Source organism: Mesorhizobium sp. M1396, from assembly GCF_040317725.1.
Lineage (GTDB): Bacteria > Pseudomonadota > Alphaproteobacteria > Rhizobiales > Rhizobiaceae > Mesorhizobium.
In genome coordinates this window covers 1-15,904 of the sequence record NZ_JAMYLA010000086.1, presented here as the reverse complement: position 1 = coordinate 15,904, position 15,904 = coordinate 1, and the positions used below count along the sequence as shown (strand labels likewise).

Sequence of the window (15,904 nt, the reverse complement as noted above, 5' to 3'; positions counted from 1 at the left end):
CGAACAGGATGGAAACGAATCTCCATCCTGCTCGATAGGTCTTACCAGATCCTCATCCAGCCCAACTTAAGTGAACTGCATTAGGGCAATGCCCGGCCTTTTCTGTTGAGTTCCAGTAGGTTAGAACTTGACCTTGATGCCGCCAGAAATTGCCGTGACCAGATCGTTGCCGAAGTCATAGCTAGCGTCATCGCCAGCAACATAACCATTGTCTCCGGCCAACATACCGGAATGGCCGCTGGTCAGCACTCCGATCGCACCTGCCAGACGAACTTCGATATTGGGCTTCGGGGTGTAGGCCACGCCACCACCCAACGTCCACGTATCTGACTGAGAGCCATAGCCGTGCGAAGTGCCACGATCCCAAGAAAGCTGGCCGGCGGCCGCCCATTGATCGTTGAACTTGTGGCCAATGCCGCCTGTAACCGTCCAGCCGTCACGATACATCAGGTCGAGAGAGGTCAACTGGGCTGAATGAGCTTTGTCGCCCGTGACGCATAGCGCACCAGGAGTACCCACCGCACAAATCGGAACGCTTTGCAAAACGCTCCAATTGACCCACTTGATCGAGCCAAAGGCGAGCCATCCGGGCGCGATGCCCGACTGCAATTTCAGCTCCACCACATCCGGCATGTACTGCGTCGAGCCGTAGATCGGGATGACGGTGCCGCCGACATTCGTCAGATCGAGCGTGCCCGAGATGTTGTCGAGCTTGACCTTCGAATTGTAGACGAGGCTCGCCCGCAATGCGATGTCCGGGATTTCGTAAGCAAGGCCGGCACGCCAGCCCCAGCCGTTGCTCGTCAAGTCGACGCGACCCGTGCCCCCGAAGTCGGGCACAAAGGGCGAGACCAGGCTTTCCTTGAAGCCGTAGACCTTCTGGTAAAAGACGCCGCCGATGAAGCGAAGTTGACCCTTGCCCGCATCCATCTTGTACGAGCAGGTGCCCGCGTAGTTGTCGCTCTTGATGTCCGTTTCCATGTTGGAAAACGCACCGTTCCAGATGCCGTGCGCAACATGAGCGCCCCAAGGCTGCGAGTAATCAACCATACAGTCGACGCCCTGGACGATTTGGGCCTTCGCGCCGATGCGCGGGACCCAATAGTTCTCGGCCCCATCGGCCGTGGTCCCGAAACCGAGGTCGGTCTCCCCAGGACCGCGTGCATTCTTGAGCTTGCGATCCGGCATCACGTAGGTCGCTTCCGCTTCCGTAGCGAACGGCGCGGGGTCAAACAAAAGATCGATGTCGTAACCGCCGCGCTCCAGGCCGCCAGCGTGCGCCGAATTCATCGCTGTCCCGATCAAAGCCAGCGAAAAGCACCCCGCCCCCAGCAGTGCCTTCAGTCGCAGAATAGTCATGAATGTCCTCCCCGAATTCGAGTGCATCAAGCTAGAACCAATTCAGGTTAACGGTGCAACAACGAATTCAAGAAGCGTACACGTACAGTTGATCAGAGTGCGTTTTCGGCAAAGTTCCGACGCTCCCGCAAGACCGAAAACCCGGCATTTGAGTGCAAACGAACAAACAAAATCGGCGAAACGTCTCCAAAACGGCCCAAGAAGAGGGCATTTTGCAGGGTATCCGGCCCCATTGTTACATTATGGCAACAATGGGGCTAAATCTTCCGTTTACGTCAACATTAACGCAACGGAATGCCTGTTTTCGAGGCAAAATTCTGCCATTTTAGAGGGCGCTAAAGCCTCGCGACTCTACCCTCAACCGGCGTCGCGAACCCTGGTCAACGCGACCGAAAGCTTCTCCTGCGCGTCGCGATATTCGGCGAGCTTTTCACGCTCGGCGTCGACGATCTCGGCTGGCGCGCTCGCGACGAATCTTTCGTTCGAGAGCTTCTTGTGCAGGCGCGCGATTTCCTCGGTAACCTTGGCCAGTTCCTTCCGCAGTCGTGCCGCCTCGGCGGCGAGATCGATCAGGCTGCCGAGCGGCAGGCAGATCGTCGCCTCGTTGAGCACGATCTGCGCCGAACCCTTTGGCGCGACATCGGCGAGCGAGATGTCGCCAACCCGCGCCAGCCGCTTGATCGCCGAGTCCTCGCGAACCAGCCGCTCGCGCGTCGCATCGTTGGCGCCGACCACGACCAGCGGTGCAATGGCTGCCGGCGGCACGTTCATCTCCGAGCGCACGGAGCGGATGCCGGAGACGAGATCGACCAGCCAGTTGATGTCGGCGGCGGCATCCGCGTCCTCGAAGTCCGGCGATGGCCATGCGGCATGGCACAGCAGCGAAGGCCGTTCCTTGCCTTCGCCCGCGGTCTGCGCCCACAGTTCCTCGGTCATGAACGGCATCATCGGATGCAGCAGCTTGTAGATTTCATCCAGCACGAAGGCGACGCAGGCGCGGCTTTCGGCCTTGGCCGCCTCGTCGGCGCCCATGAACACCGGCTTCAGCAGTTCCAGATACCAGTCGCAGAACAGGTTCCAGACGAAGCGGTAGGCAGCACCGGCCGCTTCGTTGAAGCGGTATGAGGTGATGCCGTCCGTAATGTCTCGCGCCGCCCGCGTCAGTTCGGTCAGGATCCAGCGGTTGACCGCCAGCTTGGCGTCGTTCAGCCAGAAATCGTCGTTGCGCGCGACCTCGTTCATCTCGGCAAAACGCGTCGCGTTCCAAAGCTTGGTGCCGAAATTTCGATAGCCGGCGATGCGCGCCGGGTCGAGCTTCACGTCGCGGCCTTGCGCTGCCATCACCGTCAGGGTGAAACGCAGCGCATCGGCGCCGTATTCGTCGATGAGATCGAGCGGGTCGATGACGTTGCCTTTCGACTTCGACATCTTCTGCCCGTTCTTGTCGCGCACCAGCGCATGGACATAGACCGTGTGGAACGGCTCCTCGTCCATGAAGTGCAGGCCCATCATCATCATGCGGGCGACCCAGAAGAAGATGATGTCGAAGCCGGTCACCAGCACGTCGGTCTGGTAATAGGTCTTCAGCTCGGGCGTCTCGTCCGGCCAGCCGAGCGTCGAGAACGGCCACAGCGCCGACGAGAACCAGGTGTCGAGCACGTCCTCGTCGCGGGTCAGGATCTCGCCCGGCTGGAAATTCTCGAGCTTGTCCTCGACCCAGGCCTTCCACGGCCCTTCCAGCGCCAGATAATACTCGATCGCCGCGCCCAGCGCCTCTTCCTCGGTCTTCTCGACGAAGACACGCCCGTCCGGCCCGTACCAGGCCGGGATCTGGTGACCCCACCAGAGCTGGCGCGAGATGCACCAGGGCTGGATGTTCTCCATCCAGTCGAAATAGGTCTTCTCCCAGTTCTTCGGCACGAAGTTGGTGCGGCCCTCGCGCACCGAGGCGATCGCCGGTTTGGCCAGCTCCGCCGCGTTGGCATACCACTGCTCGGTCAGGAACGGCTCGATCGGCACGCCGCCGCGGTCGCCATGCGGCACGGCGTGGCGATGCGGCTCGACCTTTTCGAGGAAGCCGCCTTCTTCCATCAGCTCGACGATCTTCTTGCGCGCGACGAAGCGGTCGAGGCCGTCGAGCTCGTCCCAGACCGTCTGGCGCTCCGGCGTCACCTCGAGACCGGCAAGAAAATCCTCATTGTCCTTGAGGCTTACCGCCGCCGCCGTGGTCAGGATGTTGATCGCCGGCAGCTTGTGGCGCTTGCCGACCTCGAAGTCGTTGAAGTCGTGCGCCGGCGTGATCTTGACCGCACCGGAGCCCTTCTCAGGATCGGAATACTCATCCGCCACCACGGGAATTTTGCGGCCGACGATCGGCAGAACGATGTTCCCGCCGACCAGGTGCCGGAAACGCTCGTCGTCGGGATGCACGGCAACGGCCGTGTCGCCCAGCATCGTCTCGGGGCGCGTCGTTGCCACGGTGATGAAGGTTTTCAGGTTTTCCGGGTCGAAGACCTGGCCCTCGATCGGATAGCGGAAGTGCCAGAGATTGCCGTTGACCTCCTGCTGCTCGACCTCGAGATCGGAGATCGCGGTCAGCAGCTTGGGGTCCCAGTTCACAAGGCGCTTGTCCTTGTAGATCAGCCCTTCCTTGTAAAGCGTGACGAACACTTCGAGCACCGCCTTGGACAGGCCTTCGTCCATGGTGAAGCGTTCGCGTGACCAGTCGGCGGAAGCGCCGAGCCGCTTCAGCTGGTTGAAGATCGCGCCGCCGGATTCGCCCTTCCACTCCCACACTTTCTCGATGAACTGTTCGCGCGTCAGGTCGCGGCGATGGATCTGCTTTTCCATCAACTGCCGCTCGACCACCATCTGCGTGGCGATGCCGGCATGGTCCATGCCCGGCTGCCACAGCACGTTCTTGCCGCGCATCCGCTCGAAGCGCACCAATATGTCCTGCAGAGTGTTGTTGAGCGCGTGCCCCATATGCAGCGAGCCGGTCACGTTCGGCGGCGGGATGACGATGGTGAAGGCCTCGGCCCCCTCCTCGGCCCCGGCACCGGCGCGAAACGCATCGGCCTCTTCCCAGACTTTGGCGATCTTCGGCTCGACGGTTTTGGCGTCGTAGGTCTTTTCAAGCATGGGAAAATGGTCCGCGCTGTCGGGAGTTTTGCTGGTCCGGTGTAAATCGGAAGGTCTTGGCCAAGTCAACCGCAAGGGCTGTCGCGGGCCATCACAGGCAGATAGGCGTGGCCATGGTCATTTCAACGGAAGCCATGCCCCCATTCGGCGCAGGACTTCGCCCTTGGCGCCCAATAAGGCTTTCCGTATGCCGGACAGTCATTGCCGTGGTCCGAGCGGTGAACGTAGAAGATGTCGTACACGGCCCATTGTCGTCAGGGATTCCGGCGAAAACCTGTCTGCCTCGCCACGAATACAAACTGACCTTCGCCCAAAAGAGACGGCGCCACGGAGGCGCCGTCTCTTTTTGGCAATCGATACGGATACTACTGCGCGCCGCGCGCCACGCGCTCGATCTCCTCGCGCACCAGCCTTTCGACCAGCGTCGGCAGATTGTTGTCGAGCCAATCCTGCAGCATCGGGCGCAGCATCTCTTCGGCCATCTCGTCGAATGTCTTCTTGCCGCGGCTGGCGAACGCATCGGAAAGCTCGCCAAAGGCGGCGGCAACCTGCCGGCCCGTATGCTCGGAAACGATCGCCGGACGCGGCGCGTCACTAACTGGCACCGGCCGTACCGCGTCCGGACGAGGCGGCTCGGAGGCTGCTTTCGCGCTCGGTTCGTGCCTTGAATCGTCGACCGGCGGCTGGGTAACCGGCTTGCGTGCCTCGGCCTTGTCCGACACCATTTTGGCCTGCTCACCAACTGTGGCGATCTCGCGCCGCCAATCGGCAACGGGAGCGTCGGGGGCAGTGACGGGACGCGGTGCCGGCGCGTCGACCGCGGCCGGCTCGGCGGCAACCCGGGCGCTGACCTCGGCAAGTGTCATCGATGGCTTTGTGGGGGTGGGATCGGCGCGCACCGGCGTTTCCATACGCGCACTCACCGGCTCGGCCGCCGGCAGCTGCGCCTGGACTTCCGCCAGCGTCACCGGCTGCCTGACCTCGGGAGCGGCATGGAGGTCGGCACGGAATGCCGCGACGTCGGGGGCAGCAGCATCGGCGCTCGACGCCGGCTCCAGATCCTGGCGCAACTCATCGGCGTCGCCCGGCTGCTTGCGGCCGCCGTCGCTGTCCTCAATTATTCGCCTGATGGAAGCCAGTATCTCTTCCATGGAAGGTTCGCGCTGTGCGCTGCTTGCCGTTGCCATCGTCACATCCGCCGCCTTTTGTGACCCTGTGGATTTCCGCTCCGGCAAAACCGGATCGAATCATGGCGACAGCGTAGCCGACGGATCGCCGCACGAGAATCCCCAATCTGGGGACTTGTGGGATTTCAACAGATTAGCGCGATCTTCAAAGCCAAGAGCAGCGGAGCAAAAAATCCAGCTCAAACGGCGAGACGGCAAAGCCCGGACCGAACGCCCTCAGCGCCCGTCCGGCGTGCGCAGGCCGATCCATTTGTCCTTGACTGCATTGTAGTGCTCTTCAGGCTTGTATTTCGTCACCTGCAAGCCAAGGCGGTCGACGGACAGGCGGCCGGTCGCCTGCAGGATGGCGTAGCTCGCCACCACCACGTCATGCTCATAACTCGCCTGGTTGATCTCGGCGGTGATGACCGTAGCCTGTGCGTTGAGGACATCGAGCGTGGTGCGCTGGCCGACATTGCGTTCTTCGATGACGCCATTTAACGCCAGCTTCGCGGCCTCGATGACTTGCCTGTTCGCCGTCAGCTGCTGCTGCGCGGCGGTGTACTCGGTCCATGCGGCGGTGACGGCCTGTCGCACCTGGTCGCGGCTGACGTCGACCTCGATGCGAGCCTGGCTGAGCGATTCCTTGTCCTGGCGCACGATGGCCGAGGTGCGGCCACCAGAATAGATCGGGATGGTCAGCGTTGCCCCGACACTCGCCGAATTGGTCGTTCCGTCCTGCGTCGCGAAGGCACCCGGCACAGTGTTGCGATAGGCGCTCGAAACGCCGGCGGAGGCCGAAAGCTGCGGCAGCAGCGCGCCTTCGGCCGACTTAACTGAAAACGCGGCTGCGTCGACCAGATGCTGGGTGGCTAGGATGGCCGGGTGCTCGTTCGAGGCCACCCCGATGGCGGCGGCCAGGCTCGACGGCAACAGCTTTGCCACCGGCGAAGCGCCTTTGAGCTTGCCTGGTTCGTCGCCGACGATCTGGCGATAGCTCGCGGCACTCGCCAGTGCCTGCGCCCGGGCGGCACTCAGCGATGCCACGGCGGCGGCCCGCGAAGCATCAGCCTGTGCCACATCGGTGCGCGTGCCTTCGCCAACCTCGAAGCGCGAACGCGCCGCGCGCGCCGTTTCGGTCAGGAATTGCAGGTTCTGCTCGGTCAGCACTGCGACCTGCCGGTCGCGAATCACGTTCATATACGCCTGCGCCGCGCTGAACAGGGTGTTCTCTTCGGTGTTGCGCAGGCTTTCGACCGATGCGCGAACCTGTGATTCGGCTGCAGCGACATTGTTCCTGGTCTGAAAGCCGTCGAACAGCGTCTGATTGATCTGGACGCCAAAATTTCCGGTGGTTAGCCGTATACTCCGATCCGTACCGTTAAGATGGCTGCTGGAATAGTCGATTTCCGCGGAGCCGTTGATGGTCGGACGCCAGCCCGACTTGGCGATGGCGACGCCCTCATCGGTGACACGGACGCCGGCGCGAGCCGAATTCAGCGAAGAATTGTACTGATAGGCCTTTGCAAGCGCGCCGGAGATGGTTTCGGCCGAAGCGGCCAGTGGGGACAGCATGGTCGCCGAAACGAGGACGGCGGTGAAAAGTGACTTGCGTACAGACGGCACGGTTAAACCCTCATTCGTTTTTCCATGGGAACTGCGCCGCACCGGCTTTTCATTCTGATCAGCCGGCGCCGCGTGTTCGATGTTCCCTGCTGCTCAGCCCCAAAGTGCCCCCAGTTTGCGGATCAGCAACGATTGTTCAAATGCAAGCGACCATGACAAAGCCTCTGCCGCAAGGCAAAATCATTCAGAACTCGAAGGCATGAATGCGTTCAAATCCCGGTAGTGGCTTAATTGCCGCATTAAACGCGCGTCTTCCGGTTACAACCCCCCCGGCCTTAAAAAAAAGTCGGGCCACGCCGGAATTGCCCTGCCCTTCGACGGCGACAAGCCGGCCGCCTTCGGCAAGCTGGTCAAGCAGCGGCGCCGGGACTTCCGCGACACTGCCGCCAACGAAGATGACATCATAGGGCGCCTGGGCGGCATGCCCTTGCGGCAGAGCCCCCTGGACAACGGTCACATTGCCGCAGCCAAGCGATGAAAGCGTCGATCTGGCCGTTTCCGCCAGTGCCGAATCGCTTTCGAGCGCCACCACGGCCCTGGCCAGCCGCGACAGGATGGCCGAAGCGTAGCCCGTGCCGCAGCCGACATCGAGCGCCGAGTCGGTCGGGTTGATCTCGGCCAGCTGGATGAGCTTGGCCAGCGGCGAGGCTTCCATCAGGTAGCGCGCGCCGTCGGCGCCGGCCGCAATGCGGATGTCCTCGTCGATATAGGCGAGATCGCGCTGAGCGGCGCCGACAAAGACCTCTCTTGGCACGACAAGCATGGCGTCGAGCAGTGGCGCGCTGGTCACATCGGTGGTGCGAACCTGGCCATCGACCATCTTGACGCGAAGTTCGGAGAAATCAGCGCTCATGTCCCAACCAATCCGCTTGCCGCGCCAGAACCGCGGTTCATTATGTCAGGAACTTCAGGCCCCTGCGCTGCTGCGCGGGGGCCCGGGCATTGGAGGCCTCGCCCGGAATCGAACCGGGGTGCAAGGATTTGCAGTCCTCTGCGTAACCACTCCGCCACGAGGCCTCATTGCTCCCGGCGTTCCACCCGGTTCCAATAGGTTGCGGCGAAAATGCCGTCAAGCGGCCACCGTGCATTCCGAACGGTTTCCTCCGCGCCAATCCGGGCAGCCCCTGTCAAATCGTCAGGCCCAAGCCTCGCCGCCACATTAGCGGATTCTTAAGCATGACCCACGGCGGGAAGAAACCCTTCGACGGTCCATGTGTCGATCACGGCAGGAGGCGAAGCCATGCGCCAGGCAATGGTGAAAAAAAACGACAAGAACGCGCCGCCCAGCCTGTCCGCCGTGCGGAGAGCTTTTGCGCTACGCCATCGACCGCCTGTCCATCGAAGGCGCGGGCAACCTGTCACCGCACGACAGGGCAAGGCTTGCCTCGGCCGCGGCGATTCTCAAGCAGATCCGCGAGGCACTGGAAGAGCACGCCGTCCGTTGAGGCGTGCCTGGCCGTCAATCCGGCCGGCGTCGCCGTTCCCACCAGACGACAAAGCGGCGCCGGTGGCGGCGCACCATGGCGAATTCATAAGAAAGCACCAGCAATCCGAGCGGAACCATCCAGAAGCCGAGGATCGGCAGGAACCCGAGGATGCCGCCAATGGTCAGCACGAGACCGATGGTGATTCTGAGCCCGCGCGAGCGCGGCATTTTGAACTCACGCCCGAAAACTGAGATTTTGCGCGCCGGCATCTGGTTGTCTTGTGCTGTCATCGTCTCGAAAAATTGACCCGTTCTGATCGTCCTGGAGCACCCTTGAACCAAAGCCGCGGCCGCGCTTTCGGTTCCATACCCTGCCAAGACGGCTAATATGAGGGCATCCCTCGACGATTGCGAGAAACGCCTGTGCGAAAAAGCCTCGAAAAAATTCGAATTGCTTCTTTGCAAAGCCGAAAAGGGCAGCTATACGCTGCGCAACTCGCATAAGAGCCCGTTCCCCGGTAGCTCAGTGGTAGAGCAACCGGCTGTTAACCGGTTGGTCGCTGGTTCGAATCCGGCCCGGGGAGCCAATTAATCCAAACTGCGAACGCCCGCCTGCGCGCGGTTGCACTCCAGATACTCCTTCCTCGACAGCGAGCATCTTCAGGAGTTGATGTTGGCGACATTTTTCCCGTCAAGATAGTCGGCTCTGGAATTTCAACCGAAAAAAGAGCTATGATGACCTTGGCATTCGCCGGGACCAGCTTCGCGTCCTCCAGAATGCCGGGAGGGACGGGACATGGCCGTAGCGCTTGTACTCGTTTTGGTCGTTGTGGGCTCGGTGATGTTTCACCTGCTGAGTCCTTGGTGGTGGACGCCGATTGCCTCGAACTGGGGCTATATCGACAACACCATCATCATCACCTTCTGGATTACCGGCGTCGTCTTCGCCGCCGTGGTTTTATTCATGGCCTATTGCGTCTTCCGCTTCCGTCATCGGGAAGGGAACCGGGCTGCCTACGAGCCGGAGAACAAGCGGCTCGAATCGTGGCTGACGATCGTCACCGCGGTCGGGGTCACGGCGTTGCTGGTTCCCGGCCTGTTCGTCTGGAGCCGCTTCGTCAACGTCCCGAGCGACGCAACAGAGGTCGAAGTCGTCGGCCAGCAGTGGCAATGGAGTTTCCGTCTGCCCGGCAAGGACGGCAAGCTTGGCACATCCGACACCCGCGAGGTCACCGCCGACAATCCGTTGGGCGTGATCGCCAGCGATCCCAATGGTCAGGACGATGTCGTGGTCGAAGCGGCTGATCTGCATCTGCCGGTCGGCAAACCGGTCAAGATGCTGCTCCGCTCGATCGATGTGCTGCATGATTTCTATGTGCCGGAATTCCGCGCCAAGATGGACATGATCCCGGGCTCGGTCACCTATTTCTGGTTCACCCCGACCAAGACCGGAACCTTTCAGGTCCTGTGCGCCGAACTTTGCGGCCAAGGGCATCCTTTGATGCATGGTGTGGTCATGGTCGACACGCAGCAAGACTATGTGGCCTGGCTCGGCCAGCAGCAGACTTTCGCGCAATTGTCGGTACCCCAGCAAACGGGCGCGGCAGACAACGCGCCGGGGAAGACGGTGGCACCGGGGAAAACGATGGCGCCGGACAAGACGATAGCGCCAGGTTTGAAAATTGCGGCAAAGCTCGAAACGGTCGAGTCTCGCTGAAAAGGACACGGAGGTCTTCCTATGGTCGACATCACGCCCGCGGATGGCATCCCCCCGGCCGAAGTCGCGGAAATGGAACTCTACCATCCGCACAGCTGGTGGACGAAATACGTCTTCTCGCAGGACGCCAAGGTCATCGCCATCCAGTATTCGGCGACGGCAACCGGAATCGGCCTGGTCGCCCTGGTGCTATCCTGGCTGATGCGGCTGCAACTCGGCTTCCCCGGCACGTTCGACTTCATCACCCCTGAAGCCTACTACCAGTTCATCACCATGCACGGCATGATCATGGTGATCTACCTGCTCACCGCCCTCTTCCTCGGCGGCTTCGGCAACTATCTGATCCCATTGATGGTCGGCGCGCGCGACATGGTCTTTCCCTATGTCAACATGCTGAGCTACTGGATCTACCTGCTCGCCGTGCTGGTCCTGGTGTCGAGCTTCTTTGCACCCGGCGGACCGACGGGCGCCGGCTGGACGCTCTACCCGCCACAAGCCATCATGAGCGGCACGCCGGGCGGCCAGGACTGGGGCATCATCCTGATGCTCTCCTCGCTGATCCTGTTCATCATCGGTTTCACGATGGGCGGCCTGAACTATGTGGTGACGGTGCTGCAGGGCCGCACGCGCGGCATGACGATGATGCGCCTGCCGCTGACCGTCTGGGGCATCTTCACGGCGACCGTCATGGCGTTGCTCGCCTTTCCGGCGCTGTTCGTCGCCTGCGTGATGATGCTGCTCGACCGCGTCCTCGGCACCAGCTTCTTCATGCCGGCGATCTCCGAGCTGGGCGAGCAACTGCAGCACAATGGCGGCAGCCCGATCCTGTTCCAGCACCTGTTCTGGTTCTTCGGCCATCCCGAGGTCTACATCGTGGCGTTGCCGGCCTTCGGCATCGTCTCCGACCTGATCAGCACCCATGCACGCAAGAACATCTTCGGTTATCGGATGATGGTTTGGGCCATCGTCGGCATTGGCGCGCTGAGCTTCGTGGTCTGGGCGCACCACATGTATGTCAGCGGCATGCACCCCTATTTCGGCTTCTTCTTCGCCACCACGACGCTGATCATCGCCATTCCGACCGCCATCAAGGTCTACAATTGGGTGCTGACCCTGTGGCGTGGCGACATCCATCTCACCATACCCATGCTCTTTGCCCTGGCCTTCATCGTCACCTTTGTCAACGGTGGGCTGACCGGGTTGTTTCTGGGCAATGTGGTCGTCGATGTTCCGCTGTCCGACACGATGTTCGTCGTCGCCCACTTCCATATGGTCATGGGCGTCGCCCCGATCCTCGTGGTTTTTGGCGCGATCTATCATTGGTACCCGAAGGTCACCGGCCGGATGCTCAACGAAATGCTGGGCCGGTTCCATTTCTGGGTCACCTTCCTCGGCGCCTACCTGATTTTCTTCCCCATGCACTACCTCGGCCTGATGGGCGTGCCGCGGCGCTATGCTGAACTGACCGACATGACTGTCATGACGGAGTCAGCCCACCACCTGAACTCGTTCATCAGCGTCATGGCGTTCATCGTCGGCTTTGCCCAGTTGGTGTTCCTGTTCAATCTGATCTGGAGCATCCGCCATGGCCGCGAAGCCGGCGGCAATCCGTGGCGGGCCACGACCCTCGAATGGCAGACGCCGCAAACACCGCCGGCCCACGGCAATTTCGGCAAGGACCTGCCGATCGTCTATCGCTGGGCCTATGATTACAGCGTACCGGGCGCCAAGGAGGATTTCATCCCGCAGAACATACCGGGCTCCTTCGGCCCCTCGAGGGAGCCGGCATGAGCGTCATCCTCGTCTTCCTGTTCGTCATCGCCGGCTTTGCCGGATGGTGGCTTTCGCACCAGAGGCTGATGACCAAGCCATGGCTCGAACAAGGTCTGGCCGGTGATTTTATCGGCCTCGACCGGTCGGCGCTGCCCACCGCCAAGATCGGCCTCGGTGTCTTCCTCGCTGTCGTCGGCTGCCTGTTCGCGCTCTTCACCAGCGCTTATTTCATGCGGATGGCGGTGTCGGACTGGCAGCCGCTGCCGCTGCCGCGGCTGCTCTGGCTCAATACCGGCGTGCTGGTCCTGAGCAGCATAGCCCTGCAATGCGCCGTCGTCGCCGCGCGCAGGGGCCAGATCGACATGGTCAGGCTCGGCCTCGCCACGGCCGGGCTCACGGCGCTCGCCTTCCTGATCGGACAGCTCATGGCATGGCGGCAGCTGACCGCCGACGGCTATTTTCTGACCTCCAATCCGGCCAACAGCTTCTTCTACCTGATCACCGGCATGCATGGCCTGCACATATTGGGCGGGCTGGTGGGCCTCGGCAGAACGACCGCCAGCGCCTGGAATGGAGCGCGGCCGGAGCGGCTTCGCCTCGGCGTCGAACTGTGCGCCATGTACTGGCATTTCCTGCTCTTCGTCTGGCTCGCCATCTTCGCCCTGCTGGCGGGTTGGGCCGCGACGTTCATCGACATTTGCCGACAATTGCTGACCTAAGGGGATCAAGCGGATGGCAGAGACAGTCACGCATATCAGCCAGACGGAGCCAAGGCCCGCGGGCTGGCAAGGCATTGCCGCCGACTGGTCCTCGGATCAGCGGGCGTTCAAGAACGTGTCCTGGGGCAAGGCCATGATGTGGATATTCCTGCTCAGCGACACCTTTATCTTCGGCTGCTTCCTGCTCTCCTACATGACCGCGCGCATTTCGACACGCGTGCCATGGCCCAATCCGAGCGAGGTCTTCGCGCTTCGCATCGGCGGCTCGGATATCCCGCTGATCCTTATTGCCATCATGACCTTCGTGCTGATCTCGAGCAGCGGAACGATGGCCATGGCGGTCAATTTCGGCTATCGCCGCGACCGCCGCAAGACGGCAATCCTCATGCTTCTGACCGCGGCGCTCGGCGCGACCTTTGTCGGCATGCAAGCCTTCGAATGGACCAAGCTGATCACGGAAGGGGTGCGGCCCTGGGGCAACCCCTGGGGCGCAGCACAATTCGGTTCGTCTTTCTTCATGATCACCGGTTTCCACGGCACCCATGTGACGATCGGGGTGATCTTCCTGATCATCGTTGCGCGCAAGGTCTGGCGCGGAGATTTCGACACCGGGCGACGCGGCTTCTTCACCAGCCGCACGGGGCGCTACGAGAATGTCGAGATCATGGGGCTGTACTGGCACTTCGTCGATCTGGTCTGGGTGTTCATCTTCGCATTCTTCTATCTTTGGTGAGAGGAAAAAATGGCTGAAGCAACCGCAAACGGCCTCGGGCAACACGCACTTCACGCTGCGCATGAAGCGCCGGCGGCCGTCGCCCATGCCGACGCGCATCAGGAACATCCGATCAAGCTCTATCTGGTGGTCTGGGCATGGCTGTTCATCCTCAGCACGTGCTCCTACCTGGTCGATTATTTCGGCCTCCATGGCTATCTCAGATGGTCGCTGATCCTGATCTTCATGATCCTCAAGGCAGGGCTGATCGTCGCCGTCTTCATGCACATGGCCTGGGAACGGCTGGCGCTGGCCTATGCGATCATCCTGCCGCCGATACTGGTGCTGGTGTTCGTGACGATGATGGTCCTCGAAGCGGATTATACGCTTTTCACCCGGCTGACGTTCTTCGGGTCCGGGCCCTGACACGCAAACCGGATTTGCCCGGGCATTTCCGGTCTGGACCCACGCATGCGGCGTGCGTCCAGTTCGGTGCCGGCGCCTTGAAACAATCGGCAGCTGGTCCATTTTTATCAGAGCATGATCCGGCGAACTCCGGCAAGGGAGGCCAAGATGACGATCGCAAACAGACTGAAGGACTTCATCGACAGCAAGGGAATTTCCTACGACACCGTCGCTCATCATCGCACTTCGACAAGCCGGCAGGCGGCAATAGCCGCGCATGTGCCCGGCAGCATCATGGCGAAATCCGTGGTCGTTCACCACGAACTTGGCTATGCAGTGGCCGTGGTTCCGAGCACCCACAGGATCGAGCTCGGCACATTGCAAGACGTCATGGACAAGCGTCTCGGACTCGCCTCCGAAGACGAGATGATTTCGCTCTTCGGCGATTGCGACACTGGCGCCATCCCGCCCATCGGTGCGGCCTACAATGTGCCGGTGATCGTCGATGAAAGCCTTGGCGACGCCAACGACGTCTACTTCGAAGGCGGCGACCATAAAACGCTGGTGCATGTCAGCGGCAAGGATTTCCGCAACCTGACCATGGGCGCATACCAGGCCCGCTTCAGCCATCCGGCTTACTGACGGCTTCGATCAAACCCGCAACGGCACCCTCGCCGGTGCGGTGAGGCGGAACTTCCTCAACTCGTCGATCTGGCGGGCGGCTCCACCACCTTGCGGTAGACATGCCAGGTGGCGTGCCCGAGGATCGGCAACACGACGGCCAGCCCGGCGAACACCGGCAGCGAGCCGATGATCAGGGCGACGGCGACAATCAGCCCCCAGACAGCCATGGTGATCGGGTTCGCCAGCACCGCGCGCACCGAGGTGTGGATGGCTTCGTAGGCGCCGACGTCGCGGTCGAGCAACAATGGGAAAGCGACGACCGTTGTGCACAAGACGACCGCAGCGAAGACGAAGCCGATGGCGTGCCCTAGGATGATCAGCGTCCAGCCGCGTCCGGTGGCGAATATTTCGTTGATGAAGCCGGATATCGATGCCGGCGGCGCCGGGCCGAAGAGATACTGGTAAAATAGCTGGGCGGTCAAAAGCCATGTGATGAAGATTGCAAACAGCATGATCCCGACCGCCGCGATGGCCGGCAGCGCCGGAGAATTCCTGACCTCGAAAGCGTGCCTCCAGGAGGTGTCGAGTCTGGCTTCCCGTCTGCGGCTGATTTCATAGAGACCTATCGCCGCGAAAGGGCCAATCAGCGCAAAACCGGAGACCAGCGGAAACAACAGCGGCAATGCATTGGCGCCCGACGTCCAGACGGCGAGCACGACTCCCACGAGCGGATAGATGAGGCAGAGAAAGACGATGTGCGACGGTTTGACCATGAAATCGTCGACGCCACGCTTGAGCGCGTCGAAAAGGTCGGAAATACCGATTTTTCGAATTTTGGTATGCTCCAGCGTCTCGCTGGCGCCTGCTATCACATGAAAGCTTGCCATGACCGTTCCTCCAGAGCGGGTCCGGTAAGGTCGCGGTTTCGCGGTGCTGCCGTTCTGCATGAATGGCCACGCAAAACCGCGACCTGCACCGCAATCAACATACTCTTTTGCCAGGGACTTGTCGCCCTTTGTCGGGAGATCTCCCAGGGCAATCGGGTGAGTTAACGCGTGACAAGGGGTTTAGGAGCTGAATCTGTCGAGAGCATCTGATTCTTTGGAGGATGCTTTGGATGGACGATGTGGCTTGCGATGCCGGTGCGTTGTCGGAAACGGTTGTTTTTCTGAGTCATTTCAAGGATCTGCCTGATGGTCGGCAGAGTGCGAAGGTAAGATATCCGCTGGATGAGGT

General features: G+C 61.3%; 14 protein-coding genes and 2 tRNA genes. 8 read left to right on the top strand and 8 right to left on the bottom strand.

Features of this window, described 5'->3' with window-relative positions:
- Positions 1-120 precede the first annotated feature (120 nt).
- The 6 genes from NKH02_RS32380 to NKH02_RS32355 form a co-directional block, all read right to left on the bottom strand.
- Positions 121-1,359 (bottom strand): outer membrane protein transport protein, encoded by a 1,239-nt coding sequence (locus tag NKH02_RS32380; RefSeq protein ID WP_352883839.1) that lies wholly within the window; start codon positions 1,357-1,359, stop codon positions 121-123.
- 357 nt (positions 1,360-1,716) lie between these two features.
- Positions 1,717-4,500 carry a valine--tRNA ligase gene (locus tag NKH02_RS32375; RefSeq protein WP_352883837.1) on the bottom strand — a complete coding sequence of 928 codons (2,784 nt, stop codon included), beginning with the start codon at positions 4,498-4,500 and terminating at the stop codon, positions 1,717-1,719.
- Positions 4,501-4,865: 365 nt separating this feature from the next.
- Positions 4,866-5,687 (bottom strand): DUF2497 domain-containing protein, encoded by an 822-nt coding sequence (locus NKH02_RS32370; protein WP_352883834.1) that lies wholly within the window; start codon positions 5,685-5,687, stop codon positions 4,866-4,868.
- Between the two features lie 216 nt (positions 5,688-5,903).
- Positions 5,904-7,292 (bottom strand): TolC family outer membrane protein, encoded by a 1,389-nt coding sequence (locus NKH02_RS32365; RefSeq protein WP_352883831.1) that lies wholly within the window; start codon positions 7,290-7,292, stop codon positions 5,904-5,906.
- Between the two features lie 184 nt (positions 7,293-7,476).
- Entirely contained in the window at positions 7,477-8,145 is a 669-nt protein-coding gene (locus tag NKH02_RS32360) for a protein-L-isoaspartate O-methyltransferase family protein (RefSeq protein ID WP_352883828.1), read from the bottom strand.
- Between the two features lie 90 nt (positions 8,146-8,235).
- Positions 8,236-8,309: transfer RNA gene (locus tag NKH02_RS32355), tRNA-Cys, on the bottom strand.
- Between the two features lie 293 nt (positions 8,310-8,602).
- Between NKH02_RS32355 and NKH02_RS32350 the strand changes: the two genes are divergently transcribed.
- Positions 8,603-8,737 carry a hypothetical protein gene (locus NKH02_RS32350; protein ID WP_352883826.1) on the top strand — a complete coding sequence of 45 codons (135 nt, stop codon included), beginning with the start codon at positions 8,603-8,605 and terminating at the stop codon, positions 8,735-8,737.
- A 14-nt stretch (positions 8,738-8,751) separates the two neighbouring features.
- Here NKH02_RS32350 and NKH02_RS32345 read toward each other — a convergent pair whose 3' ends face one another.
- Positions 8,752-9,009: a hypothetical protein gene (locus NKH02_RS32345; protein ID WP_352883823.1), complete on the bottom strand. Its 258-nt coding sequence runs from the start codon at positions 9,007-9,009 to the stop codon at positions 8,752-8,754.
- 221 nt (positions 9,010-9,230) lie between these two features.
- Here NKH02_RS32345 and NKH02_RS32340 point away from each other — a divergent pair.
- The 7 genes from NKH02_RS32340 to NKH02_RS32310 all read left to right on the top strand — a co-directional run bounded on the left by NKH02_RS32340 (position 9,231) and on the right by NKH02_RS32310 (position 14,686).
- Positions 9,231-9,305, top strand: a tRNA-Asn gene (locus NKH02_RS32340).
- Positions 9,306-9,514: 209 nt separating this feature from the next.
- Positions 9,515-10,435 (top strand): cytochrome c oxidase subunit II, encoded by a 921-nt coding sequence (locus NKH02_RS32335; RefSeq protein WP_352883820.1) that lies wholly within the window; start codon positions 9,515-9,517, stop codon positions 10,433-10,435.
- Positions 10,436-10,456: 21 nt separating this feature from the next.
- On the top strand, positions 10,457-12,226 hold the full coding sequence (gene ctaD / locus NKH02_RS32330; protein WP_352883817.1) for a cytochrome c oxidase subunit I: 1,770 nt from the start codon (positions 10,457-10,459) through the stop codon (positions 12,224-12,226).
- Positions 12,223-12,927 carry a cytochrome c oxidase subunit 3 gene (locus NKH02_RS32325; protein ID WP_352883814.1) on the top strand — a complete coding sequence of 235 codons (705 nt, stop codon included), beginning with the start codon at positions 12,223-12,225 and terminating at the stop codon, positions 12,925-12,927. Before ctaD ends, NKH02_RS32325 begins: the two co-directional genes overlap by 4 nt.
- 13 nt (positions 12,928-12,940) lie before the next feature.
- Entirely contained in the window at positions 12,941-13,660 is a 720-nt protein-coding gene (locus NKH02_RS32320; RefSeq protein ID WP_352883811.1) for a heme-copper oxidase subunit III family protein, read from the top strand.
- Positions 13,661-13,669: 9 nt separating this feature from the next.
- Entirely contained in the window at positions 13,670-14,065 is a 396-nt protein-coding gene (locus tag NKH02_RS32315; protein WP_023757651.1) for a cytochrome C oxidase subunit IV family protein, read from the top strand.
- A gap of 147 nt (positions 14,066-14,212) precedes the next feature.
- Positions 14,213-14,686, top strand: coding sequence for an aminoacyl-tRNA deacylase (locus tag NKH02_RS32310; protein ID WP_352871317.1), 474 nt, complete (start codon positions 14,213-14,215; stop codon positions 14,684-14,686).
- A gap of 56 nt (positions 14,687-14,742) precedes the next feature.
- Here the strand turns inward: NKH02_RS32310 and NKH02_RS32305 are convergent, their stop codons facing one another.
- Entirely contained in the window at positions 14,743-15,555 is an 813-nt protein-coding gene (locus tag NKH02_RS32305) for a DUF2189 domain-containing protein (protein WP_352883808.1), read from the bottom strand.
- Positions 15,556-15,904 lie beyond the last annotated feature (349 nt).